Source organism: Bacillus sp. BC05(2025), assembly GCF_056725905.1.
Window position 1 is genome coordinate 165,563 of the sequence record NZ_JBWYRA010000008.1, and the last position, 25,370, is coordinate 190,932.

Annotated in this window: 21 protein-coding genes and 4 tRNA genes; 5 read left to right on the forward strand and 20 right to left on the reverse strand. The window is 35.6% G+C overall.

The window, feature by feature from the left end; all coding sequences use genetic code 11:
- Together pelF and pelG are read left to right on the forward strand one after the other, a co-directional pair.
- Positions 1–1,422 (forward strand): GT4 family glycosyltransferase PelF, encoded by a 1,422-nt coding sequence (gene pelF, locus ACZ76X_RS22115; protein WP_479851697.1) that lies wholly within the window; start codon positions 1–3, stop codon positions 1,420–1,422.
- Entirely contained in the window at positions 1,410–2,864 is a 1,455-nt protein-coding gene (pelG, locus tag ACZ76X_RS22120; protein WP_479851698.1) for an exopolysaccharide Pel transporter PelG, read from the forward strand. Before pelF ends, pelG begins: the two co-directional genes overlap by 13 nt.
- A 50-nt stretch (positions 2,865–2,914) precedes the next feature.
- On the opposite strand, the gene galE is transcribed toward pelG, so the two are convergent.
- Positions 2,915–3,931, reverse strand: coding sequence for a UDP-glucose 4-epimerase GalE (gene galE, locus ACZ76X_RS22125; RefSeq protein WP_479851699.1), 1,017 nt, complete (start codon positions 3,929–3,931; stop codon positions 2,915–2,917).
- 185 nt (positions 3,932–4,116) lie between these two features.
- Positions 4,117–4,764, reverse strand: a complete 648-nt coding sequence (trhA, locus tag ACZ76X_RS22130; RefSeq protein WP_479851700.1) for a PAQR family membrane homeostasis protein TrhA — start codon at positions 4,762–4,764, stop codon at positions 4,117–4,119.
- Positions 4,765–4,928: 164 nt separating this feature from the next.
- Here trhA and ACZ76X_RS22135 point away from each other — a divergent pair, with 164 nt between their 5' ends.
- Positions 4,929–5,489: a DUF1836 domain-containing protein gene (locus tag ACZ76X_RS22135; RefSeq protein ID WP_479851701.1), complete on the forward strand. Its 561-nt coding sequence runs from the start codon at positions 4,929–4,931 to the stop codon at positions 5,487–5,489.
- Positions 5,490–5,529: 40 nt separating this feature from the next.
- Here the strand turns inward: ACZ76X_RS22135 and ACZ76X_RS22140 are convergent, their stop codons facing one another.
- Positions 5,530–6,975, reverse strand: a complete 1,446-nt coding sequence (locus ACZ76X_RS22140; RefSeq protein WP_479851702.1) for a DEAD/DEAH box helicase — start codon at positions 6,973–6,975, stop codon at positions 5,530–5,532.
- A gap of 474 nt (positions 6,976–7,449) precedes the next feature.
- Here ACZ76X_RS22140 and guaC point away from each other — a divergent pair, with 474 nt between their 5' ends.
- Positions 7,450–8,433 (forward strand): GMP reductase, encoded by a 984-nt coding sequence (gene guaC, locus ACZ76X_RS22145; protein WP_306186248.1) that lies wholly within the window; start codon positions 7,450–7,452, stop codon positions 8,431–8,433.
- A gap of 137 nt (positions 8,434–8,570) precedes the next feature.
- Positions 8,571–10,388, forward strand: coding sequence for an oligoendopeptidase F (gene pepF, locus ACZ76X_RS22150; protein ID WP_479851703.1), 1,818 nt, complete (start codon positions 8,571–8,573; stop codon positions 10,386–10,388).
- Positions 10,389–10,576: 188 nt separating this feature from the next.
- Here the strand turns inward: pepF and ACZ76X_RS22155 are convergent, their stop codons facing one another.
- From ACZ76X_RS22155 to ACZ76X_RS22235, 17 genes are all read right to left on the reverse strand, one after another.
- Positions 10,577–11,455, reverse strand: coding sequence for a radical SAM/SPASM domain-containing protein (locus ACZ76X_RS22155; protein ID WP_342716534.1), 879 nt, complete (start codon positions 11,453–11,455; stop codon positions 10,577–10,579).
- A 136-nt stretch (positions 11,456–11,591) separates the two neighbouring features.
- The gene (rlmH, locus tag ACZ76X_RS22160) at positions 11,592–12,071 is read right to left on the reverse strand and encodes a 23S rRNA (pseudouridine(1915)-N(3))-methyltransferase RlmH (protein WP_001027003.1); all 480 of its coding nucleotides are present in this window, start codon (positions 12,069–12,071) and stop codon (positions 11,592–11,594) included.
- 59 nt (positions 12,072–12,130) lie between these two features.
- Positions 12,131–12,316, reverse strand: a complete 186-nt coding sequence (locus tag ACZ76X_RS22165; protein WP_001052827.1) for a CxxH/CxxC protein — start codon at positions 12,314–12,316, stop codon at positions 12,131–12,133.
- A gap of 53 nt (positions 12,317–12,369) precedes the next feature.
- A complete protein-coding gene (locus ACZ76X_RS22170) occupies positions 12,370–13,545 on the reverse strand; it encodes a S1C family serine protease (RefSeq protein WP_479851704.1) in 1,176 nt (391 codons plus the stop codon).
- 63 nt (positions 13,546–13,608) lie between these two features.
- Positions 13,609–14,403 (reverse strand): MBL fold metallo-hydrolase, encoded by a 795-nt coding sequence (locus ACZ76X_RS22175; protein WP_098668539.1) that lies wholly within the window; start codon positions 14,401–14,403, stop codon positions 13,609–13,611.
- Positions 14,387–15,229 carry a two-component system regulatory protein YycI gene (locus tag ACZ76X_RS22180; protein ID WP_342716543.1) on the reverse strand — a complete coding sequence of 281 codons (843 nt, stop codon included), beginning with the start codon at positions 15,227–15,229 and terminating at the stop codon, positions 14,387–14,389. Before ACZ76X_RS22180 ends, ACZ76X_RS22175 begins: the two co-directional genes overlap by 17 nt.
- Positions 15,210–16,526: a YycH family regulatory protein gene (locus ACZ76X_RS22185; RefSeq protein WP_098668537.1), complete on the reverse strand. Its 1,317-nt coding sequence runs from the start codon at positions 16,524–16,526 to the stop codon at positions 15,210–15,212. The genes ACZ76X_RS22180 and ACZ76X_RS22185 overlap by 20 nt, the downstream gene beginning before the upstream one ends.
- Positions 16,523–18,364, reverse strand: coding sequence for a cell wall metabolism sensor histidine kinase WalK (gene walK, locus ACZ76X_RS22190; RefSeq protein WP_479851705.1), 1,842 nt, complete (start codon positions 18,362–18,364; stop codon positions 16,523–16,525). Before walK ends, ACZ76X_RS22185 begins: the two co-directional genes overlap by 4 nt.
- A 3-nt stretch (positions 18,365–18,367) precedes the next feature.
- The gene (gene walR / locus ACZ76X_RS22195) at positions 18,368–19,075 is read right to left on the reverse strand and encodes a cell wall metabolism DNA-binding response regulator WalR (RefSeq protein ID WP_000971872.1); all 708 of its coding nucleotides are present in this window, start codon (positions 19,073–19,075) and stop codon (positions 18,368–18,370) included.
- 434 nt (positions 19,076–19,509) lie between these two features.
- Positions 19,510–19,582 (reverse strand) — tRNA-Phe (locus tag ACZ76X_RS22200).
- A 41-nt stretch (positions 19,583–19,623) separates the two neighbouring features.
- A tRNA-Asp gene (locus ACZ76X_RS22205) sits at positions 19,624–19,699 on the reverse strand.
- Between the two features lie 21 nt (positions 19,700–19,720).
- Positions 19,721–19,792 (reverse strand) — tRNA-Glu (locus ACZ76X_RS22210).
- 13 nt (positions 19,793–19,805) lie between these two features.
- Positions 19,806–19,881, reverse strand: a tRNA-Lys gene (locus tag ACZ76X_RS22215).
- A gap of 141 nt (positions 19,882–20,022) precedes the next feature.
- On the reverse strand, positions 20,023–21,312 hold the full coding sequence (locus ACZ76X_RS22220) for an adenylosuccinate synthase (protein WP_001977509.1): 1,290 nt from the start codon (positions 21,310–21,312) through the stop codon (positions 20,023–20,025).
- 216 nt (positions 21,313–21,528) lie between these two features.
- A complete protein-coding gene (gene dnaB, locus ACZ76X_RS22225; RefSeq protein ID WP_479851706.1) occupies positions 21,529–22,890 on the reverse strand; it encodes a replicative DNA helicase in 1,362 nt (453 codons plus the stop codon).
- Between the two features lie 27 nt (positions 22,891–22,917).
- A complete protein-coding gene (gene rplI, locus ACZ76X_RS22230; protein WP_000864230.1) occupies positions 22,918–23,364 on the reverse strand; it encodes a 50S ribosomal protein L9 in 447 nt (148 codons plus the stop codon).
- Positions 23,361–25,334, reverse strand: coding sequence for a DHH family phosphoesterase (locus ACZ76X_RS22235; RefSeq protein ID WP_479851707.1), 1,974 nt, complete (start codon positions 25,332–25,334; stop codon positions 23,361–23,363). The genes rplI and ACZ76X_RS22235 overlap by 4 nt, the downstream gene beginning before the upstream one ends.
- Between the last annotated feature and the right edge of the window lie 36 nt (positions 25,335–25,370).

The window sequence follows — 25,370 nt, forward strand, 5'->3', positions numbered from 1 at the left end:
ATGAAAATAGGTTTAGTCGTTGAAGGAAGTTATCCTTTTGTCAGTGGCGGAGTAGCAAGTTGGGTACAAATGATCATCCAACAATTTAAAGAACATGAATTCACCATTTTTGCGATCGTACCGCAAATAAAAACAGAAGCGGAATATCAATATGAAATTCCTAACAATGTAAAAGATATCATTATGATTCCCTTACAATCAGAAAGTGACTCAAAACATATAAAAACCAATTTAACGACTGATGAAGTACAAACACTTCAAAAATGGTTTACATTCCAAGCTAACGAAACAGAAGCATTACAAATATTAGGGAACAAGCAAAAGCTAGGAACACTACATTCCTTCTTCGAAAGTCGTGAATTTTATGAAATAGTGAAAGAAAGCTATTTGTATGAAGAAAGTAGTGGTTCTTTCTTAAATTACTTTTGGATGTGGAGATCTATGTTCACACCAATCATTCAAATTTTACAAATTGATTTTCCTGAATTAGATCTCATCCATTCTGTATCTACAGGCTATGGTGGGCTTCTTGGGGCTGCAATTAGTGCCAAATCTGACATACCATTTATTCTAACAGAGCATGGCATTTATTCTCGGGAACGTGAAGAGGAAATACTCCAATCAACTTGGATACCAATCGAATACAAAAAAAGATGGGTTTCTTTCTTCCATCATTTATCTCACCAAGCATATGAACAAGCTGCTGATGTGATTACGTTATTCGGACGGAATAGTGCATATCAAAAAGAACTAGGAGCTCCGGCCCATAAACTAAAAATTGTTCCAAATGGTGTTACTTTATCTGACTATAAAGGGCTACGTAAGCCAAAACATAATTCAGATAAACTCATTATTTCTGCTATTATACGAGTTGTGCCAATTAAAGACGTAAAAACAATGATTTATGCAGCTAAATTATTATTAGAAAAAGATATTCCGTTTATCTTCTACTTATTAGGTCCTGATACAGAAGAACCAGAGTATGCCCAAGAATGTCGTGATTTAATTCAGCAACTTGGATTAAAAGAACATGTAATAATGACTGGCAGAGTAAACATTAAAGATTACTTAAAACAAACGGATATTCTCGTATTAACTAGCATATCTGAAGGACAACCACTAGCTATGTTAGAAGGAATGGCATCGGGATTACCATGGGTTGTTACAGACGTTGGTTCTTGTAAGGAGTTAATTTATGGACAAGATGAAGATCCTTACGGCCAATGTGGCTTTGTTGTACCACCTGTATCTCCTGAACAAGTTGCCACCCACTTAGAATGGTATTATCGCCACCCTGAATCCATTCAACAATTCGGAAACAATGGGCGTAATCGTATTGAAGCATATTATCAATTATCAGGTGTTGTTGATAGTTATCGTAGGCTTTATTTAGAAAGGGGTGCGAAAACATGGCAGGTATAGGATTTCGATTACAAAAATTATTTCAGGAAGACTACTATTCTTCAAGGGTAAAAGCTTATGGATTTTCGTTATTTGTTACAGCTGGTCCTTGGTTAGTCGTTATTTTAGCAGTAACAACTATTCGATTCATTTTGAGTTTATTTCATTCTATTTCAATTGAAGAACAGCGCCTTTTCACTATTTCAATTTCATATTGCTTTATTTTTTCTCAAATTATTTACGGAGCATTGCAGCTGATTGTAACTAGATATGTAGCTGACCTTTTATACGAACAAAAAGCTGATAAAGTATTTTCTTCATTTTTAGGAATGACGAAGATCACACTTTTTTTAGCTATTATGTTATGGCTTTTATTTGCATTTTTCACACCATTAGCTTTATATTATAAAATCGTGATGCTGTTTTTATTTTTAGCTTTAAATATTATCTGGATTCAGTCCATTTATTTAACAGCAGCTAAAGATTATCAATCAATTGCACTGGCATTTTTAATCGGATCCATTTTTTCCCTATTAGGAATTATCCTAATAGCTTACTGGCACCCTACACTTGGGTTAGAACATGGATCTGCCCTATTGCTTTTAATTTCTTTTACAATTGGTACTTTCATTACACTAGTATGGTTAAGTATCGTTATTGTACGAATGTTTCCAAATAGCGATGCTACTGAACAATTTACCTTTCTTTCTTATTTAGATAAATATCCAGAGTTATTTTGGTCAAGCCTATTTTACAATGTGGGTATTTGGGTATGTAATTTTGTTATTTGGTTTGGAGACGGTCGGGGAAATATTGAAGACACATTTATTTATCATCAAATTTATGATACTGCTGTTTTCTGGGCGTATTTAAGTATTATCCCAACCTATATTTTCTTTGTAGTATCCATTGAAACCAGGTTTTATGAAAGATATAAAAAGTTCTTCGGTTCGGTAAACAATGGCGGAACATTACATACACTTTTACAATTGAAAGATTCCATGAACTTTGTCTTAAAGCAGGAAATGGAACGTATACTTCGTAATCAAGGTATTTTTTCCTTACTTATTATTTTTATAATATGGATGTTTAGTTCGCAATCTGGAAACACAACACTTAATTACTCTATTCTGCAACTAACTATAGTTGGTGCTTATGCAAATGGAATGGTGCTCGTTATTACATTACTACTCCTATACTTTGAGGATCGTAAAGGGGCATTTCGAACATCAGCTATTTTCTTTTTTGCAAACCTATTATTAAGCCTTCTCTTGCTTCCATTTGGATTCAATGGTTACGGCATTAGTTTCGCAGTTGGATCTTCTATTACATTCCTATATGCTATTTCTAGACTCTTTACTTACATTAAAGATATTGATTATTATACATTTTGCCAGTCAAATATTCCTATAAAACAGCGGACCTTTTTTACCAAATTAGCTAATAAACTTAACGGGAAATAGATACAAAAATGACCTTTGCTCATGCAAAGGTCATTTTTTGTATCTACATATTAAACTTCCAAATAGCCATTTTTATTATTTGATTGCCATCTCCAAGAATCTGCACACATTTCTTCTAATCCACGTTTTGCTTCCCATCCTAGTTCACGTTTTGCCTTTGATGCATCTGCAAAACATATTGCCACATCACCAGGACGACGCTCCGTAATTTTATAAGGAACTTTTTTTCCTGAAACCCTTTCAAATGCTTCAACCATCTCAAGTACACTATACCCTGTACCTGTGCCCAGATTATAAGCATCTACTCCTGTTGCATTCAGTACTTTCTCTAGCGCTTTTACGTGACCTTTTGCTAAGTCTACAACATGTATGTAATCACGGATGCCTGTTCCATCTTTCGTTGGATAGTCATTTCCAAATACACTTAATTCTTTTAGCTTACCTACTGCCACTTGTGTGACATATGGCATTAAGTTATTTGGAATTCCATTTGGATCTTCTCCAATACGCCCACTTTCATGTGCACCAAATGGGTTGAAATAGCGAAGTAACGCAATACTCCATTCTCTATCCGCAAATGCTACATCACGCATAATTTGCTCAATCATTAATTTCGTTTGACCATATGGATTTGTTGCACTTAATGGAAACTCCTCTGTAATCGGTGACGTTTCCGGGATACCATATACAGTTGCAGATGAACTAAAAATCATCTTCTTTACATTATGTTTCTGCATTACTTCACATAGCACTAACGTGCTCGTAATGTTGTTATGATAATATGTTAATGGAATTGCTACTGATTCCCCTACAGCTTTAAATCCTGCAAAGTGAATAACTGCTTCGATTGCATTTTCTTCAAAAATTTCGTCAAGTGCTTCTTGATTTAAAACATCTTCTTTATAAAACTTAAATTGTTTTCCTGTTATTTCTTTCACTCGATTTATAGATTCTACCGAGCTATTCGAAAGATTATCAACTACTATAATTTCGTAACCACTATTTAGTAATTCTACACATGTATGACTACCAATATACCCTGCTCCACCTGTTACAAGTATTGCCATAATTATAGTCCTCCATATTTCATTCATTATAAACTTCTCAAAGTATATCACATATTTCTTATCCTATGTTTAATATGCGAACACAGAAACTTACATTTTATCCCATAATAAATTTATAACATATACGATTCCAATCAAGTAATAAGAAAAACGCCACATATTTTTATTATGTGGCGTTTTTCTTATTAAATTACGTAACAATATACACTTAGAAAATGCGCAAGACTACCTAATAATACAAAAACGTGAAAAATTTCATGATGTCCCATATATTTAAACTCTAGCCATTTTGACTTTGTTCCATAAATAAATCCACCAATTGTATAAAAAATGCCCCCAAGTACTAAGAAAACAATGCCTCCTGTACTTAAATTCTCAACTAACGGTGCAAAGAATAAAACAATTAACCAACCCATCGTAATATAAATTGCTGTCGATAACCATCTTGGACAATTAAACCAAAACATTTTAAACACAATGCCACAAATCGCAGTTGCATAGACTAAACAAAATAATAGCAAACCACTTGCCGAATTTAATGTAATTAAGCAAAAGGGTGCATATGTACCTGCAATTAATATAAAAATCATAGAATGATCTAGCTTCCTAAAGAAGTAAATAACACGTTCATTGGCCACAACACTATGATATACAGCTGACGCTGTATAAAGGACCATCATTCCGATACCAAACAAAATAACAGCTGTAATTGCAGCAAACGATGGCATCTTGATAGAAACTTTCACAAGCATAGCTAATAAGGCAATAAATGATAATATCGCTCCACCTAAGTGAGTAAATGCATTAACTGGTTCCCTTACATAAGCATTCATAATAACACCCCTCATATAATTACATGTAGTTTCGATAACTACATGTAATTATATACACATTTCTTTTTAAGGTCAACATTTACAATTCATTTGTTTCGTAATACCATATTTAAAGATGTATTAGACATTAAGTTCCACTAAGTTATAAAAGTGAGGGATTCTACGTGGAAAATATAAATGAATTACTTGAGACATTGCATTTAGAAAAAAATATTAAACTTGAAGATATTCCAAATGTTGACTTATATGTAGATCAAGTTGTCCAACTATTTGAGAATACTTATGCAGATACAACGAGAACTGATGATGAAAAAGTATTAACAAAAACGATGATTAATAATTACGCAAAAGGGAAACTATTCATCCCTATCAAAAATAAAAAGTATTCAAAAGAGCATATGATTTTAATTAGCCTAATTTATCAATTAAAAGGTGCTCTTTCCATTAACGACATAAAAAGTTCATTAGAAACTATAAATGACTCCTTATTAAATGATGATTCATTCGAATTAAATACGTTATACAAAAATTATCTTGCTCTTACTGAAAGCAATGTCGAAAGCTTTAAACAAGACGTAAATCACCGTGTTACAGAAGTAAATGAGATTTCTTCCTTAGAAGACACAAAGCTAGAAAAATTTCTACTACTAACCTCCTTCGTGACTATGAGTAATATGTATAGACGTTTAGCGGAGCAACTAGTGGATGATTTAAAAGAATCATAAATAAAAAACTATCCACCTATTAAAGTGGATAGTTTTTTATTTACTTAATTGCTTCATGAACTTTTAGTTGTTTCCCTTTAATCGTTGTAGTTTTCATGACTTTCAAGACAAGTGGTCCTTTTCCATTTAATATTTCAACGTAAGAAACATTATCTTGTATCGTAATAATGCCTATATCTTCTGCTGTAACACCTTTAATTTTAGCGATTGTACCGACGAAATCTACCGCCCTAATTTTCTTTTTCTTCCCACCATTAAAGTACAGCTTCATAATGCCTTTGTTGATGTCTGCATTTTTATCTTTCTTTATAATTGGTTTAGCATGTATCTTTTCTTCAAATGCAGCTTTCCCTTTCATAACTTCTTCTTTTAAAGGTCCAATTGCCTTTGGAATTTCAAAGCCAATATACTCCTCAATCTCTTCTAAAAATCTATTTTCATATGGTGTTATAAATGTAATAGCTTTTCCACTATTTCCAGCTCGTCCCGTTCTTCCAGTACGATGTACATAGCTTTCTTTTTCAAGTGGAATATCATAATTGATAACATGTGTAATATTATCAATATCAATTCCCCTTGCAGCCACGTCTGTTGCTACTAAATAACGGAATTTTCCTTTTCTAAAATCATCCATGACTTCAAAACGATCTTCTTGTACCATACCACCATGTATTTTGTCACAAGGATAGTTAGCTCGTTTTAATTGTCTATATACATGATCTACATTGTCTTGTGTACGGCAGAAAATAATACAACTATCCGGATTCTCAATCGTTGTTACATCTTTAAGTAGTGAAAGCTTCTCGTCTTCTATCACCTCAAAAAGAGTATGTTCAATTTTATCCGTCGTAATCCCAGCCGCTTTAATTTCAATATGAGTCGGTGAATTCATATATGTACGAGACAATTTCTCAACATCTTCTGGGAGTGTTGCTGAAAATAACATTGTCATTCTTTTTGTAGGTAATTCATCAATAATTGCCTCTACTTGATCGATAAAACCCATATTTAGCATCTCATCTGCTTCATCAATAACTAAATACTTCAAACACTCTAAAGAAAGGGTACCCTTCTCAATATGATCCAACACACGACCAGGAGTCCCAACTACAATATGTGTCTTTTGCTTTAATTCTAATTTTTGACGTGCAAATGGGGATTTCCCATAAACTGCCGCAGCCTTGATTCTTTTGAATCGACCTATATTTGTAATATCTTCTTTTACCTGTACCGCAAGCTCTCTCGTTGGTGTTAAAACTAATGCTTGTGGTTTATTCTCTTCCCACTCCACCATTTCACAAAGTGGAATACCAAATGAAGCTGTTTTTCCACTTCCCGTCTGGGACTTCACAACAAGATCCTTCTTTTGTAATGCGACTGGAATAACCTCACCTTGTACTTCTGTTGGATGATCATACCCTAACCCAGTAAGTGCCCTTACAATTTCTTTACTTAATTTATACTCAAAAAAACCTTTTTCACTCATATATTAACCTCATTTTATTCTGTATTATTTTCTTTTTTATCTTTTGTATACGTTACTATCGCCCTACTTATTATACTTGAAACCTCACATAAAAAGGTGGATCATGCCAGATTCATCTTTTTATATAGAAATAAACCTGATCATTTCATATATTGTTCAACTACTTGATAACATCTTTTGCTCGTATTGTTAGCATTAACCTTTTCATAGTTCCTACATCCACTCCCAAAAACAAAAAGAATACATACAACTTTGTGTAATTGTCTTTATTTTCTGTATTTTTTATAGACGAACAATACTAATAAAAAAACGTTTTAGGTTCGTTTTTAACGTTGTTTTTTAGATATAAAATCTACTTTTTTAAAAAATATTAAGAAATCCTTTGACTTCTTAATGAAAATAATGTAAATTATCATATGGACGAACATTTTTGATTAATAAAAATAAAATATTCGTATTTTAGGGGTGTAAATGATGGAAAACGTATTCGACTATGAAGATATTCAATTAATTCCTGCAAAATGTATTGTGAACAGCCGCTCTGAATGTGATACAACTGTCACTTTAGGTAAACATAAATTTAAATTACCTGTCGTACCTGCAAATATGCAAACGATTATTGATGAAAGAATCGCAACTTATTTAGCTGAAAACAATTATTTCTATATCATGCATCGTTTCCAACCAGAGAAACGAATCTCATTCATTAGAGATATGCAATCACGTGGTTTAATCGCTTCTATTAGCGTTGGTGTAAAAGAGGACGAATACGAATTCGTACAGCAATTAGCTACTGAACAACTTACACCTGAATACATCACGATTGATATTGCACATGGACATTCTAATGCTGTGATCAACATGATTCAACATATTAAAAAGCATTTACCAGAAAGCTTCGTTATCGCTGGAAACGTTGGAACTCCAGAAGCGGTAAGAGAATTAGAAAACGCTGGTGCTGACGCAACAAAAGTTGGTATTGGACCTGGTAAAGTTTGTATTACTAAAATTAAAACAGGCTTTGGAACTGGCGGTTGGCAACTAGCTGCACTTCGCTGGTGTGCAAAAGCTGCAAGTAAGCCAATTATCGCTGACGGTGGTATTCGTACACACGGTGACGTAGCTAAATCTATTCGATTTGGGGCGACTATGGTTATGATCGGTTCTCTATTCGCTGGTCATGAAGAGTCTCCAGGGGAAACAATCGAAAAAGAAGGCAAACTTTATAAAGAGTATTTTGGTTCAGCTTCTGAATTCCAAAAAGGCGAGAAGAAAAACGTTGAAGGTAAGAAAATGTTCGTTGAGCATAAAGGTTCTTTAGAAGACACTTTAATCGAAATGGAACAAGATCTTCAATCTTCCATCTCTTACGCTGGCGGAACAAAATTAGACTCAATTCGTACTGTAGATTATGTAGTCGTGAAAAACTCTATTTTCAACGGTGATAAAGTATATTAATTTTTAAATGTAACTCGAAGGACAAGCAGTTTTATGCTTGTCCTTCTTTTTCATATATAGAAATGTAAAATATTTTCATTTTACTGAATTTTCTAGTATCATGTTTTTATATACTTATAATAAGGGGGATATAAAATATGAAAGATGTAATTGAGAAACGCCATATTCGCGCAGAAGTTCCTACTGAATTAACATGGGACCTCTCTGATTTATACGAATCTGATAAAGAGTGGGAAACTGCATTACGTGTATTAACAGACGATATAAAAAAACTTGATGTGTTTAAAGGGCAATTACACACTAGCCCCACTACTTTATTACATTGCCTACTTTTAGAAGAAGAGCTTCTAATGAAGTTAACAAAATTATACTCCTACGCAAATTTAAAAGAATCTACTGACCGTACAAATCCAGTTGTTCAAGCGAACTCTTCCAAAATTGCTGCTTTATGGACAAAAGTACATACTGCACTATCCTTTATCCGTAATGAAATCCTCTTATTTGACGAAGGAACGATTGAAAAATATTTAACAGAAGAAATCAAACTGGAACCTTTCCGTAACTCATTACTAGACATATTACAAAAAAGGCAGCACACGCTCTCTCCTGAAACAGAAGAAGCTCTTGCTTCACTTGGCGAAGTACATAGTTCTCCATACAAAATTTACGGTATGACTAAATTAGCCGATATGGATTTTAACTCCATACAAGATGAACAAGGAAACGAACTCCCTGTATCGTTTGCATTATTTGAAAGCAAATATGAGTTTTCTCCAAGCGCAGACATACGTAGGAAAGCATACTCATCATTTGTTTCCACCTTGAAACGATATAAGAATACAGTGGCAACAACATATGCGACTGAAGTAAAAAAACAAGTGACACTTTCTCGCTTACGCAAATTTGAATCTGTTACTCATATGCTTTTAGAACCTCAAAAAGTTCCTCTTGAAATGTATAATAATCAACTTGATATTATTTATAAAGAATTAGCGCCTCATATGCGCCGTTTTGCAGATTTAAAAAAGAAAGTATTAGGACTCGATGAAATGCTGTTCTGCGACTTACATGCACCTTTAGATCCCGAATTTAATCCGACAATTACTTACGAAGAAGCTGGAAAACTTATTCAAGACTCTTTACAAGTACTCGGGGATGAATATAGTTCCATTATCGAAAAAGGATTCAAAGAAAGATGGGTCGACCTTGCAGATAACGTAGGGAAATCAACAGGGGCATTTTGTTCAAGTCCGTATGGTTCTCATCCATACATTTTAATTACATGGCAAAATACGATGCGTGGCTGCTTCACATTAGCTCATGAATTTGGGCATGCTGGTCATTTTTATTTAGCAAATAAAAACCAACGTATTATGAATGTACGTCCATCTATGTACTTCGTTGAAGCACCATCTACAATGAATGAATTACTATTAGCCCAGCATTTATTAGCGACGAATGACGATAAGAGAATGCGCAGATGGGTAATCCTGCAACTACTTGGCACATATTATCACAACTTTGTTACTCACTTACTTGAGGGAGAATATCAAAGAAGAGTATACAGCCTAGCAGAAGAAGGAGAAGCACTTACAGCTACAGCTTTAACTGCAATAAAAACAAATGTACTTTCCACATTCTGGGGGGATTCTGTAGAAATTGACGAAGGTGCTGGCTTAACTTGGATGCGCCAACCTCATTATTATATGGGCTTATATTCTTACACGTATTCCGCAGGCCTCACTGCATCTACTGCAGTAGCTCAAATGATTAAAGAAGAAGGACAACCTGCCGTTGATCGCTGGTTAGATGTACTTCGCGCTGGTGGTACGATGAAACCACTTGAATTAATGAAACATGCCGGAGTCGATATGTCAAAACCAAACGCAATCCGCAGAGCTGTTTCTTACGTTGGTTCCTTAATCGATGAATTAGAGCGCTCTTATCAAGAATAAAGTGAAACTTTAATCAGTGGGGAGTGTCCATCCCCCACTGATTATTAGCCCTCACCAATCGGGCTTTTACGGGCAGTTGATTCCCTACCTAACTTCTTTGCTTCCGCTGAATTTTGAGGTGGGGATCTTACTGCCCGTTAATGCGGGATAAAAAATAAGCCCTCGCTTTATGAGGGCTTATTTCATGTTTACTTTCCAAATCTTTTACGGTATCCACATTTTCTACATAGCTCTTCAACTGCAACTCTTCTAGAAAAACCATCGACAATGTTTGTTGCTCTTTCGCCTTCTATAATGTTAGAAAATGAATCATTATTAATATTTCCAAGGTTAATAATCCCTTCACCATCTAAACAACAAGGAATAACCGTTCCGTTCGCTAAAATACCAGCTTGATTTCGAAGACCATGACAGAATCCTTTTCCATCATCCTCTTCTTCATGTAATGCTGGCCACTGGAATTCATAGTCTTGATTAATAAAGACACGTTCCGCAATTTTTATACCTTTTCCTGGTGTAAGCTTCTCTTCGATTTGATAAGATAAACCAAACTCATTTTCAATGATGGATAATAACTCTCTATTTTTCTGGATTTCAGCATTTGTTTTATTATCCTGCGTTAAATTCCATAATCTAAGTGAAACAATCAAATCCGATTGACTCGTTGCCTCTCTAATAAAGGAAAGTATACTTCTTACATACCCCTCTTTATCTTGTGAACCTGGGTGTCCATCAAAACTATGCAGCGAAAAATTCATTTGTCTTAAAGCAGGCTTATTTAACAATCTATGCCGTCTCTTATTAATTAACGTTCCGTTCGTTGTAATATTAACTTTAAACCCTTTTTCATGGCTTAAATCTAACAATTGATCTATTTTTGGATGCAGCAACGGCTCACCCTTCACGTGCAAATAAATGTAGTCTGTGTGTGGTTTAATTTGGTCTAACCTTTTTGCAAAATCCTCCACAGAAATGAATTGCTTCTGTCTTTCCGTCGGCGGACAAAAGCTGCACGCAAGATTACATACACTCGTAATCTCCAAGTAAAATTTCTTAAACTTCTTCACCTTTAACTCCTCACTTCTATGACTACTTATACTTTTTCCTCTTCATATTACAGCATACTTTTTTAGAAATAGAAACATACTTATTTTAGGAAATATAGAAAACGGCCACATCTGTAGCCGTTTGAATGTACTATTACTATTTATGATACGGTTCCCCGCGATTAATACGAAATGCTCTATACACTTGCTCAAGCAATACTAATCGCATTAATTGGTGTGGTAATGTCATCTTTGAAAAAGAAAGTGATTCGTTTGAACGCTTCATTACTTCTGAACTTAGTCCAAGTGATCCTCCAATTACAAAGGCAACTTTACTCTTTCCATATGTAGCAAGACGATCTAAGCTTACTGCAAATTCTTCTGATGATTTTTGTTTTCCTTCTATTGCTAACGCAATGACATGCGTATCATCAGAAATTTTATCCAGTATACGTATACCCTCTTTTTCTTTTACAATTAACATTTCTGCTTCACTTAAATTTTCTGGCGCCTTTTCATCTGGTAATTCAATTACTTCCACTTTTGCGTATGCAGATAATCGTTTTAAGTATTCTGCTATACCTTGTTTTAAATATTTTTCTTTTAATTTCCCAATTGAAATAATCGAGATATTCACACGTATTCCCCACCTTACAAACATGTTATCCACATAACTTATCCACATATCCACAAATGTTACCCACATATTGTGTGAGAATCTGTGTTCGATACAACATATGTCGCCTCATTTTGACAAAATTCACATGTTTTTTTCTCTTTTTCTGAGTTATCCACATTGTTGATAACCGGTGCAACTTCACACTCATCCACAATAATATCTAAAGCTAATTCAACATGTTCTAAACAACAAGGTAAATTCATATTCTTCACCTCACTTTTCTACAATAGAAAACAGGAGGTAGGCCCTCCTGTTTTTAATACTTTTGAATGCCTAGTTTAACCGTTGTTGTTGCTCGTTTTGTACCACGATAAAATGTAAGGGTCATTTTATCATTAATTTTTTTATCATATAGGGCCGTACGGAATCCGATAATATCCCGAACCGGTTTTCCATCTACTGCTACAATCACATCATGTTCTCGTAAACCAGCATCTGCACCTGGTGAAGGACTTTTCACATCTAAAATGCAAACTCCCTCTGTTACATTGCCCGGTAAATGCAATGTTTTTGACCAATAATAATTCGGAATCTCATTTAACGATCTAAGTTCAATTCCAACATATGGTCTTCTTACTTTTCCGTACTTCTCTAATTCATTCATAATAGGAACAGCTCTATTAACAGGAATGGCTAGTCCAATTCCTTCTACTTCTTTTGCAGCGATTTTCATTGAATTAATACCAATTAATTGACCTGCTGCGTTTACAAGCGCACCACCACTATTACCTGGGTTAATTGCTGCGTCTGTTTGCAATACTTCTACTTGCCAATCATAATGTCCATCTTGATCTAAATCCACAGGGACAATACGTTCATTAGCCGAAATAATACCTTGTGTGACAGTTCCAGAAAATTGTAGCCCGAGCGGGTTTCCAATCGCAATGACCGGTTCTCCTCTACGAACAGCATTAGAATCGCCAATTTCAATTACTTTTTTCACATGCTTTGCATCTATTTCTAGTACAGCCAAATCTGTGACTACATCCGTTCCTAATACTTTTCCTGGAACTTTCTTACCGTCACTTAAACTTACTTCAATACGATTCGCCCCAGCAACAACATGATTATTCGTTACAATGTAAGCTTGACCATCTGTCTTTTTATAAATTACGCCTGATCCTGTACCAGCTTCTGAATCTGCCTCTGAAAAATTATCTCGCTGAATATTAATAACGCCAACAACAGCTTCAGACGCACGATCAACAGCATCGACAAAGCTAATTTGTTTAATTCCTTGCGCTTGGGCCATATTACTTCCACTTGCTTCTGCTTGTGGAAACGTGCCTGCATCATTTGAAAACAAAGGAGCTCCAAATGCAAATAACGAAGCTCCTACAATTGTTCCTGCTATACTAGAAATAACAATACCTTTATGCTTCTTTTTTCTTGCACGTTTCATACGATAATTTTCTTCATCAATAAAGGACATATTTGTTCACCTATCTTCCTGAAAACAACTATATTCACCTTTATTGTTTACTAAAATGAAGAATTATACGTATTGAATTTTTGTCGGCATTTTTGGATCTGTATCGTGGATTTCAAAGGCTTCTCCCACTCCAAATCCCTTTTCCTCTAATACTTGTGATACTGACATACGTGCTAGTTCTTTCATGTTATTATCTAAACTTAAATGGGCTAAATAAATATGTTTTGTCTCATCTGTAATTACATCTGCCATCGCTAATGCAGCGTCCTCATTACAAACGTGACCCACATCACTTAAAATACGTCGCTTAATACTCCATGGATAACGCCCCATACGAAGCATTTCTACGTCATGATTACTTTCAAATACAAAAGCATTAGCTCCCTTAATAACACCTTTCATACGGTCACTCACGTATCCCGTATCTGTAATAAGGGCTAATTTTCTATTATTGTTATGAAAAGCATAGAACATCGGCTCTGCCGCATCATGAGACACCCCAAATGACTCGACCTCAATATCACCAAATGTTTTCACATCCCCAACTGAGAAAATAAACTTTTGCTCAGTCGGGATATTTCCTATTAAGTGTTCCATTGCGTTCCATGTTTTCTCATTTGCATAAATAGGCAAATCATATTTACGTGCCAATACACCTAATCCTTTAATATGATCACTATGTTCATGTGTTACAAGAATACCTGATATATCATTTATATTTAGTTCTGCCTGTTTAAATAAAGCCTCTGTTGCTTTACCACTTAAACCTGCATCGACGAGTAATTTCTTTTCATCTGTTCCTACATATAGCATATTCCCTGTACTTCCACTTGCAAGTACGCTAAAATGCAACCCCATTCTTTCTCACTCCAGTATGTTCATCAACCACTTGATTTTCCTTTTCACCTAATTCCATAACTTGTCCTTCAATTGCATTTACAAAGAAGTCCTGCTTCTGCTCCGTTTTTAAATTCCATGTTGGAGCGAGTACTTGGTTATTAGAAGTAGATGCGGTAAGGTTGGCATAACCAATTTGTGCTTCTTTTACATGTGTATTCCCATGAATTTTATTTTTTAAATATAGGTTTTCTAAAGCCGTTTGGGCAGTAATAATTTCTTGCTGTTTCGTTTTTTCACTTTCGCCCATTTCTTTTAAATCAGTTAGCATCGTTTGCGTGTACGACACAAGTTCATTTTTTTCATTTAATTCCACAACAATCATCGCCTGATCGTTATAAAAAATAGGCTTATCTTTATATTTTTGGAAGAAGTAAATTTTAGAGTCTTTCATCGCACCAAACTCATACTTTTGCCCATCCAATACATAGTTCTTCAAAAAATCACTATACTTATCTTTAGATAATGATTTTGTATTCAAAAAGGGCTCTTTTAGCTTACTTTCTATTTTGTACATATTTTGTATATGGGCTGTTTGATTTTTTAAAGACTGTACATCTTCTTCTTTAAATGCCTTGTTTTCCGCCCTAATAAATGACTCTTTTTTTGGTTCTTTAGGGAAATTACCCATCGTAATTTTGTTCGCTTTTAATTCTTGATCTATCTTTGTTTCTGCAATAAGCTCCAATTGATTACTATCTTGCTTTTGAATGAATTGAAAGATGAGAAAGAGGTCCAAAACAAAAAAGGTCACAATAAATATGGTTTTAATCCGATCCCAATCCATTTAGTCCTCCCTCACTCCACTCATATATTTTTTGTTTGCCAGCTTCATCTTCAACAAACTTTACATACCAAATTGGCTGTAGTCGAGCTACTTGCCCATCTAGTGATAATTTGTATCCAATACCAATGTCTTTAATGAATCGTTTATCTACTGCGGGATTATTTTCTAAGGATGCTATTACAACGTGACCTGATGGAAGAGTGACCTTTTGCTCTATACCTTTCGTATTTAAAGACAACAACGGTCTTTCATATTCCATTACTTCTTCTGATCCCCACACTTGTCTCAATTCAGCTAATCCATCTGTATTGAATACGGAATATCCATCTTCATGTAGACGAAATACCGTCTGTCCTTTATTCATATAGTCCAAACGATATGAATCCAAGCTCCCACTGTGACCATTTACAAAATCAAAGCTTTTTTGTAAAAGCATTAAATTATCTGTCGTTTTCTCACTTGAAACAGAAGAATTTTTATACTTTAGCATATGATGATCGTTTTCAATCTCCATAGACCTAATACCGTCTGTAAATGTTTCTTTCGATTTCTCGGTAATAGGACTTAAATAACGCGGGTCACTAAAAAGAGCATTCTTAAATGTATCAACCGCTAAATTAGATGAAATATATGTTATATTACTTAATTCTGTCGTTCCATCTGGTAAAAATAACTTTTTCATATCATTAATTTGATAGTCAAAATAAGGTTTTGCCGATACTATAAATTGATTTTGTGCATTTACAATATCTTTTAAATACAAACCACTTAATTTTGCTTCATATATTCTAGAGTTATCACCATCAGAAACAAAATTAATTTTAATTTCTTGATCCCTACTTCTAGAAGGATCAAGAATAATTCGATTAAAATATTTAGGCTTATTTATACTTTTTTCTTTCATATTAAACATAGATTTAACTGCGTCAAATGGGATGTTGGTAGGAAAAACAAGTTCAATTTTCCCTTCACCATGCACATAAGAAAGGAAATCAGCTTTAGCAATCGATATCTCTTTGAAATCATATAATTCCCCTGCTTCCAAAGGTTTATAGATTGATTCTATATCTCCCTCTCTTTTGCTCCCGTAATGATTTTTATCTTTGTGGACAATGATAGAAGTAGGGCGGACAACATCACCGATTTTAGTTTGAGTAGTTCCTTCATTACCCTGCACAAATTTTGCGTTTTGCATAGACGTGGAATCTGGCACATATGTCCATAAGTTAAAAGTAAGAAATAGGCTAATTACAACTAAGTTAATTAAAACTATTGTTTTAACATTTTCCATACTCATTCCCATTCGTCCTCTTCATCCGCTGCCATTGGCAATGTGAAATAAATCGTTGTCCCTTTTCCTTCCTCACTCTTCGCCCAAATTGAGCCACCATGTGCCTCAATCATTTCTTTCGCAATTGCTAATCCAAGTCCTGTACCACCCATTTGTCTTGAACGTGCTTTATCTACACGATAAAAACGTTCAAAGATTTTATCAACATTCTCTTTCGGAATACCCATTCCTTGGTCACTTACACTAATCTCTAATAATTCTCCGCGATCACGTAAACGATATGTTACTGTTCCACCTTCTGGTGAATACTTTAATGCATTCGAAATAATGTTATACAATACTTGCGTAATTTTATCCGTATCCATATCAATAAATCGAGATTTTTTAGAGAAAGATCGTTTGAAACTTACGTTTTGCTCTTTAGACATTTCAAAACGATCAATAATGTTATTAAAGAAGTCAGTAAAGTCGACCCATTCTTTCATTAAACGATGTTCTGTACTATCGAGTTTAGATAGTTGCAATAACGCATTTACAAGTCTAATCATTCTTTCTGTTTCTTCTTGTGTAACTGTTAAAAATTGCGGTGCAATATTCGGATCTTGCCACGCGCCGTCCGTAAGAGCCTCTAAGTAACTGCGCATCGTCGTTAATGGCGTTCTTAATTCATGGGAAACGTTTGCCACAAACTCGCGGCGTTCCCTCTCTATACGCTCTTGTTCAGTTACGTCATATAATACGGCTATTAAACCATTTGCTTTCCCTGTCTCTTTTTGAATAACAGAGAAACTAGCACGTAAAATATATGGCTCATTTCTCGTACTAAAATCTAATAAAACGGAATCAGGCTCTTCGTATAAATGATCGAGCGTAAATTCTTCCTGTATCCCTAATACTTCTAAAACAGATTGATCGAGTGCCGTTTCACGAGAAACATTTAGCATCTTTTCCGCAGGATCATTTAATAAAATAATGTCTCCTTTTCGGTCGGTAGCAATTACCCCATCTGTCATATGTGATAAAACGGATGATAATTTACGTCTTTCACTTTCCGTTGAAGAACGAGCTTGTTGTAATTTTTTTGATAAATTATTGAAAGATAATGCTAATTGTCCAATTTCATCATGGCTATGCACTTTTACTTTTCTTGAGTAGTTTCCTTTTGCCATTTCAATCGCTTGTCTTCGCATATCTGAGATTGGTCTCGTAATCGTTTGAGCTAACAAAATTCCAAGTACAGCTGTTACGAGTAATGCAATAACGGTTCCAGTCGCAAAAATTTGATTAATATCCTTCATCTGTTTATAGACATCTTCCATAGATGCAACAATGTAAATAACACCAAGTGCATCCTTGCCGTTATCATCTAGAATAGGAGTAATCATAACTTGTACACGGTGACCTGTACGACCATCCTTCTCAATTTTCACTTCTGGTTTTTTTTGTACCAATACCCGCTGAACAGCTATATCAGTTGATGTTCTATTTACCTTGTTTTGCTTTGACTCATCTGAAATAGCAAGTAACTTTCTATTCGAATCAAATACACTTACCTCTTGAATATCTTTCTTACGATCAGAGGCAAATTTTCGAATTGAAGTTTTAATCGTTTCATCTGTTGATTCTGTTTCTGCTTTTGTATGACTTTTTTTAAACTCTTGTTTCAAGTTATATGATAATAAATTCGTTTGCTGCGTTAAAGAATCTCTAAATCCTTGTACAAGACTCTTTTCTAATTCTCTAACGAAATATACCCCAATAACCTGCATAGCTATCAATATTAATAGCATATATATGAGTACAAATTTTAAATGAATAGATTGAAAAAAACCGACTTTCTTCATATACTATTCCTGCTCTGGGTCACGCAAGTAATACCCTACTCCACGTCTAGTGACTATTAATGTAGGATGACTTGGATTATCTTCAATTTTTTCACGTAAACGACGAACTGTTACATCCACTGTACGTACATCTCCAAAGTAGTCATAACCCCAAACTGTTTGCAATAAATGTTCGCGCGTCATAACTTGTCCTAAATGTTTTGCTAAATAATGTAGTAGCTCAAATTCACGATGTGTAAGTTCAATATTTTCTTCACGCTTCGTTACACTATATGCATTCGGATTGATAACAATTGGTCCAATAACCATTTCCGTATTTTCTTCTTTTTCTGCAGCACCACCTTGTTGATGGCGACGTAAATTCGCCTTCACGCGAGCAAGTAATTCCCTCGTACTAAATGGCTTTGTTACATAATCATCTGCTCCAAGCTCAAGTCCTAATACTTTATCGATTTCAGAGTCCTTCGCTGTAAGCATAATAATCGGCATTTCTGAGCTTTTACGTATTTCACGGCAAACCTCTAAGCCATCCTTACCTGGTAGCATAATATCTAATAAAACCATATCTGGCTGTTCTTCAGTCGCTTTTTCAATCGCTTCATCACCATCATGCGCCATTACAATTTCAAAACCTTCTTTTTCTAGGTTGAACTTCAAAATATCCGCAATCGGCTTTTCATCATCAACTACTAAAATTTTCTTTCCCATCATCGTCTATTTCCTCCTTATAAAGTGAAACTTTAATTGGTGGGTGTTTTCTTCATCACCCACTGATTATTAGCCCTCACCAATTGGGCTTTTACGGGCAGCCCGCTCCCCACCTAACTTCTTTGCTTTCGCTGAATTTTAAGGCGGGGGCTTACTGCCCAGTAAATAGTGGGGTAAAAATATGGTCAATATCCTTAAACACATTGATGTCTACATAGTATGTCCCTATATGACCGCATCTTTTGCTTAAGTACTTTTCCTCTATTCTCACAGACTCATGTATGATCCACATTTACACGGAATCCTATACGATCTATAGAAAAACCTCTAGCTTCAACTGCTAGAGGCTCCTCATTCTATTTTAAAATAACTACTCAATTTTGTAAAATTACACAAATAAAAAGGATATTAAGTGGGCCCACTTAATATCCTGAGAGTGGCTCGGGACGGAATCGAACCGCCGACACGAGGATTTTCAGTCCTCTGCTCTACCGACTGAGCTACCGAGCCAAAACTATATATAAAACCACTAATGGTGGTATAAACAAAAGTGGCGGTCCCGACCGGGGTCGAACCGGCGATCTCCTGCGTGACAGGCAGGCATGTTAACCACTACACCACGGGACCAAAAATGAACATAAAAAAACATGACCCGTACGGGATTCGAACCCGTGTTACCGCCGTGAAAGGGCGGTGTCTTAACCACTTGACCAACGGGCCACGAAAAATAAAATGGTGAGCCATGAAGGACTCGAACCTTCGACCCTCTGATTAAAAGTCAGATGCTCTACCAACTGAGCTAATGGCTCATACTCACCAACGTCATATTTTCGTGACGACAAGATGTATCATAACATGTTTTCTTTATCTTTTGCAATACCTTTTTTTATTTTTTTATAAAAGATGAGAAAAAACTCATGCGGACATGAGTTTTTTCTCAAAAATATCAATTAAGCTTCGTATACGTTACGAACGATATTTGTTTGGTTACGATCTGGTCCAACTGAGAACATAGATAATTGAATTCCTGTTAATTCAGAAACACGTTCTACGTATTTTCGTGCATTTTCAGGAAGCTCGTCTAATGATCTTACACCAGTAATATCTTCTGTCCAACCTGGAAGCTCTTCGTATACAGGCTCACATTTCGCTAAAATGTTTAAGTTTGCTGGAACTTCATCGATAACTTCGCCATCGCATTTGTAAGCGACACAAATTTTAAGAGTTGGAATACCAGTTAGAACGTCGATAGAGTTTAATGATAAATCTGTTAAACCACTAACACGACGTGCATGTCTTACAACAACGCTATCGAACCAACCTACGCGGCGTGGACGACCAGTTGTCGTTCCATACTCACGACCAACTTCACGAATTTGATGACCAATTTCATCATGAAGCTCAGTAGGGAATGGACCATCACCAACACGGCTTGTATATGCTTTACATACACCTACAACGCGAGTAACTTTTGCAGGGCCAACTCCAGTTCCAACTGTTACACCACCAGCAATCGGGTTAGAAGATGTAACGAATGGGTACGTACCATGGTCGATATCAAGCATAACACCTTGTGCACCTTCAAATAATACACGGTGATTGTTATCTAATGCATCATTTAATACAACAGACGTATCACACACATATTGTGCGATTTGTTGTCCATACTCGAAGTACTCTTCGAAAATTTCTTCTACACTGAAACCTTCTGTATCGTACATTTTTTCAAACAAACGATTTTTTTGTGCTAAATTGCGCTCAAGCTTCTCTTTAAATGCTTCACGGTCTAAAAGATCAGCCATACGGATACCGATACGAGCAGCTTTGTCCATATATGCAGGACCGATACCTTTTTTCGTTGTACCGATTTTGTCATCACCTTTACTTGCTTCTTCTAACTCATCTTGTTTTAAGTGATAAGGTAAAATAACGTGCGCACGGTTACTTACGCGTAAATTATCAGTACTTACACCACGATCGTGTAAGTATTTTAACTCTTCAAGTAACGCTTTCGGATCTACTACTAAGCCGTTTCCGATTACACAAATTTTTTCTTTATAGAAAATACCAGATGGAATTAAGTGTAATTTATATTTAACCCCGCCGAATACAATTGTATGTCCTGCGTTATTTCCACCTTGATATCTTGCAACTACTTCCGCATGCTCAGAAAGAAAATCAGTGATTTTACCTTTTCCTTCGTCGCCCCATTGTGTTCCTACAACTACTACTGAAGACATTATTAAAGCACCTCCGCAATTTTCAAACGATCTATTCAAACAATATAATTGTACCAAAACGGAAAAAGAAGTCAACCAAAAAACGAACATTTTTTTATAAAAAAACTTTTTCGTTCGTAAGAATTATATTTTTACATTATGAAAGCCTTATCTTTTATATAAAAAAAAAAGAAACACATCTTATTATAAGAAATGCGTTTCTTTTTTATACTATCTTTATGCCGGCGGCGCATGTCCATCTTCGAAGCGACGTTCTAAGTTAACGAACTTATTAAACTCCTTAACGAATGCAAGCTCTACTGAGCCTACTGGACCGTTACGCTGCTTCGCAATAATAATTTCAATCGTATTTTTGTTTTCCGTTTCTCGGTCATAGTAATCTTCACGATATAAGAAGGCTACAATATCAGCATCCTGCTCAATACTTCCCGATTCACGAATATCAGACATCATCGGACGTTTATCTTGACGAGATTCTACACCACGAGATAACTGCGACAAGGCAATCACGGGCACTTGCAATTCACGTGCAATCCCTTTTAGTGTACGAGAAATCTCAGATACTTCCTGCTGACGGTTCTCTCCTGATTTCCCACTTCCTTGAATAAGCTGTAAGTAGTCAATCAAGATCATACCAAGACCCTGTTCTTGTTTTAATCTACGACATTTTGCTCGAATCTCATTCACCTTAATCCCAGGCGTATCATCAATATAAATACCGGCATTAGAAAGGCTCCCCATCGCCATCGTTAATTTCGCCCAATCATCAGAAGTTAATGATCCTGTACGAAGTCTTTGTGCATCGATATTCCCTTCTGCACAAAGCATACGCATAACTAACTGATCGGCACCCATCTCTAGACTAAAAATCGCTACATTTTCATCCGTTTTCGTCGCTACGTTTTGTGCGATATTTAATGAAAATGCCGTTTTCCCTACCGATGGACGTGCTGCTACGATGATTAAATCATTTCGTTGGAACCCTGCCGTCATCTTATCTAATTCAGTAAATCCAGTTGGTATCCCGGTAACTTCACCTTTTTGGTTATGCAAAAGTTCGATTTTATCGTAGGCATCTACAAGAACGTCTTTAATATTTTGGAATGCCTTAGCATTCGTTTGATGTGATACTTCTAATATTTTTTTCTCAGCCTCATTTAATAGGCCATCCACATCATCTTCTCTCTCATATCCATCAGACACAATATGAGTCGCTGTTCGAATTAAACGACGTAACAGCGCTTTTTCAGCGATGATTCGTGCATAATACTCTACGTTAGCAGCAGTTGGAACAACTTCTGCTAATTCTGCTAAGTAAGAAACACCACCAACTTCTTCAAGTAACCCTTGATCAGCCATCGCTGACGTCATCATTACTAGGTCGATCGGCTCCCCCTTATCAGATAAACCAAGCATGACTTCGAAAATCTTTTGGTGTTTCGTTCGATAAAATGAGTCAGGTACCAATAGTTCCGATGCTGACGTTAATGCATCCTGATCAATCAATATAGCACCTAAGACTGCCTGCTCAGCTTCTATATTATGCGGAGGGGTACGATCAGTCATTACATCACTCATACGCAATCCTCCTTGCTTAACTTAGTTTTATTGTTCACTAACATGAACTTTTACTGTTGCTGTTACTTGCGGATGCAATTTCACAGTAACATTTGTATAGCCTAATGCACGAATTGCATCATCCATTTCAAATTTACGCTTATCAAGTTTAATTTTGTGTGATTTTTGCATTGCATCTACGATTTGTTTACTTGTGATTGAACCGAATAGACGGCCACCTTCTCCAGATTTAGCCTTTAATTCTACAGTTAGTTTCTCTAACGTTTCTTTTAATTGTTTTGCATTTTCAAGCTCTGCTGCTGCATCTTTTTCTTCTTTGCGCTTTTGAGCTTCTAAAGTTTTCATACTGCTATTTGTCGCTTCAGCAGCTAATCCTTGTTTTAGTAAGAAGTTATTTGCATAACCATCTGGTACGTTTTTTACTTCTCCTTTTTTCCCTTTACCTTTTACGTCTTTTAGAAAAATTACTTTCATGATTGTGTGCCTCCCTGTAAATAGTCATCAATAACAAATCGAAGCTTCTCCTCAGCTTCATCTACTGTAACATTTTTCATTTGTGTGGCTGCATTCGTTAAATGCCCACCACCACCTAAGTTTTCCATAATTAGCTGCACATTCACTTCACCTAAAGACCTGCCGCTAATTCCAATGAAATTCTCGCCACGTTTTGCAATAACAAACGATGCAGTAATTCCTGTCATTGTTAATAATGTGTCCGCTGATTGTGCAATAAGCACTTGATCGTAGTAATCATCACTATCAACTTTTGCAATCGCAATTCCATTTGTATAAATGTACGCATTTTCAATAGCTTTTGCAACCCGTAAATACTGATCCATATCTTCTTTTAAAAGCTCTTGTACAAGTACGGTATCTGCACCATGAGAACGTAAATAAGAAGCGGCATCAAACGTACGAGCGCCCGTACGGAATGTAAAGCTTTTCGTATCAACAATAATACCTGCTAACAATGCCGTGGCTTCTAGCATTGTCATTTTTAAATTTTTCGGTTGGTATTCAAGTAATTCTGTAACAAGCTCTGCCGTGGAAGAAGCGTAAGGCTCCATGTAAACAAGCAATGGATCTTCAATAAAATCTTCTCCTCGGCGATGATGGTCAATAACAACTACATTTTCAATCTTGCGTAACAGCTTTTCTTCCATCACCATTGAAGGTTTATGCGTATCAACAACAACAAGTAATGAATCATCATTTGCAAATTCCATCGCTTGTTCTGGTGTAATAAAGTGAGACCATAACTCTTCGTTTTGTTTCACTTTATCCATTAAACGCTTAATTCCCTTATCAGAATCATTTTCATCTAGCACAATATATCCTTTGCGCTCATTTAATTGCGCTACCTTTAAAATACCAATCGCAGCGCCAATTGCGTCCATATCAGGAGCCCTATGCCCCATTATAATGACGTTACTACTTTCTAATACTAAATCTTTTAATGCGTGCGAAATAACTCTAGCACGTACACGAGTACGTTTTTCTACCGGATTTGTCTTACCACCATAAAACTTAACTTTACCTGTTGCTTGCTTAATAGCTACTTGATCTCCACCGCGGCCAAGCGCAAGGTCTAAGCCGGACTGAGCCATTGCCCCAAGCTCTGATAAAGGTAAATCACCTGAACCAACACCTACACTTAAGGTGAGTGGTATATTCCTTTTAGATGTTTCTTCACGCACTTGATCTAAAATGCTAAATTTCCCTTTCTCCATCTGTGCTAAAATACTTTCATTTAACACAACGAAGAATCTTTCTGAAGATGCACGTTTTAAATATGCACCATACTTAACGGCCCATTCATTTAGTCTTGATGTTACAAGACTTGTTATATTCGTACGTAATTGATCATCTAATCCTTGTGTAACTTCATCATAATTATCTAAATAAATGACAGCCAAAACAGTACGTTGATCCTCGTACATCTTTTCAATCTCTGTTTGTTCCGTTACATCAAAGAAATAAATTAACTTTTCTTCTTTCCTTACAAAGACACGAAACTTTCGATTATTTAAAGAGACTATATCATCGGAAGTTTCTCCCTTAATAAAAAGAAGTAACGTTTCTGATACATCATAAAGGTGCCATCCAGCTAATGCATGCTGCCCGAGACACGAAGATAAATAAGGATTCGCCCAATCAATCCCATAATCCTTATTGTATAACAAAATACCAATCGGCATCTGGTTAAATGCTTCATTACTCACTTTCTTTACCCTTGTAATCATATCTGTCGTATGTTTCTCGAAATTCTTTTGAAAGGTTAGTTCAAATCGTACAACAAGAAAAAGGACGATACAAAAAATAAAGAAGGAGACTATCCCCATTATTAAATGAAAATAACAGAGGATTGAAATGAGCACAAACACAAAAAATGCCAATACGTAAACAGGATATAAAAACCACTGTTTCTTATAAAATTCAGGCATGTATACAACTCCTATAAAGTAAAACTAACTCACCTT

What these genes read in the sequence shown, in the direction of transcription:
- pelF (WP_479851697.1), top strand. Translation starts at nt 1, where the DNA reads ATGAAAATAGGTTTAGTCGTTGAAGGAAGTTATCCTTTTGTCAGTGGC.
- pelG (WP_479851698.1), top strand. Translation starts at nt 1,410, where the DNA reads ATGGCAGGTATAGGATTTCGATTACAAAAATTATTTCAGGAAGACTAC.
- galE (WP_479851699.1), bottom strand. Translation starts at nt 3,931, where the DNA reads ATGGCAATACTTGTAACAGGTGGAGCAGGGTATATTGGTAGTCATACA.
- trhA (WP_479851700.1), bottom strand. Translation starts at nt 4,764, where the DNA reads ATGAATGCTTATGTAAGGGAACCAGTTAATGCATTTACTCACTTAGGT.
- ACZ76X_RS22140 (WP_479851702.1), bottom strand. Translation starts at nt 6,975, where the DNA reads ATGAGTGAAAAAGGTTTTTTTGAGTATAAATTAAGTAAAGAAATTGTA.
- guaC (WP_306186248.1), top strand. Translation starts at nt 7,450, where the DNA reads ATGGAAAACGTATTCGACTATGAAGATATTCAATTAATTCCTGCAAAA.
- pepF (WP_479851703.1), top strand. Translation starts at nt 8,571, where the DNA reads ATGAAAGATGTAATTGAGAAACGCCATATTCGCGCAGAAGTTCCTACT.
- ACZ76X_RS22165 (WP_001052827.1), bottom strand. Translation starts at nt 12,316, where the DNA reads ATGAATTTACCTTGTTGTTTAGAACATGTTGAATTAGCTTTAGATATT.
- ACZ76X_RS22170 (WP_479851704.1), bottom strand. Translation starts at nt 13,545, where the DNA reads ATGTCCTTTATTGATGAAGAAAATTATCGTATGAAACGTGCAAGAAAA.
- ACZ76X_RS22175 (WP_098668539.1), bottom strand. Translation starts at nt 14,403, where the DNA reads ATGGGGTTGCATTTTAGCGTACTTGCAAGTGGAAGTACAGGGAATATG.
- ACZ76X_RS22180 (WP_342716543.1), bottom strand. Translation starts at nt 15,229, where the DNA reads ATGGATTGGGATCGGATTAAAACCATATTTATTGTGACCTTTTTTGTT.
- ACZ76X_RS22185 (WP_098668537.1), bottom strand. Translation starts at nt 16,526, where the DNA reads ATGAGTATGGAAAATGTTAAAACAATAGTTTTAATTAACTTAGTTGTA.
- walK (WP_479851705.1), bottom strand. Translation starts at nt 18,364, where the DNA reads ATGAAGAAAGTCGGTTTTTTTCAATCTATTCATTTAAAATTTGTACTC.
- walR (WP_000971872.1), bottom strand. Translation starts at nt 19,075, where the DNA reads ATGATGGGAAAGAAAATTTTAGTAGTTGATGATGAAAAGCCGATTGCG.
- ACZ76X_RS22220 (WP_001977509.1), bottom strand. Translation starts at nt 21,312, where the DNA reads ATGTCTTCAGTAGTAGTTGTAGGAACACAATGGGGCGACGAAGGAAAA.
- dnaB (WP_479851706.1), bottom strand. Translation starts at nt 22,890, where the DNA reads ATGAGTGATGTAATGACTGATCGTACCCCTCCGCATAATATAGAAGCT.
- rplI (WP_000864230.1), bottom strand. Translation starts at nt 23,364, where the DNA reads ATGAAAGTAATTTTTCTAAAAGACGTAAAAGGTAAAGGGAAAAAAGGA.
- ACZ76X_RS22235 (WP_479851707.1), bottom strand. Translation starts at nt 25,334, where the DNA reads ATGCCTGAATTTTATAAGAAACAGTGGTTTTTATATCCTGTTTACGTA.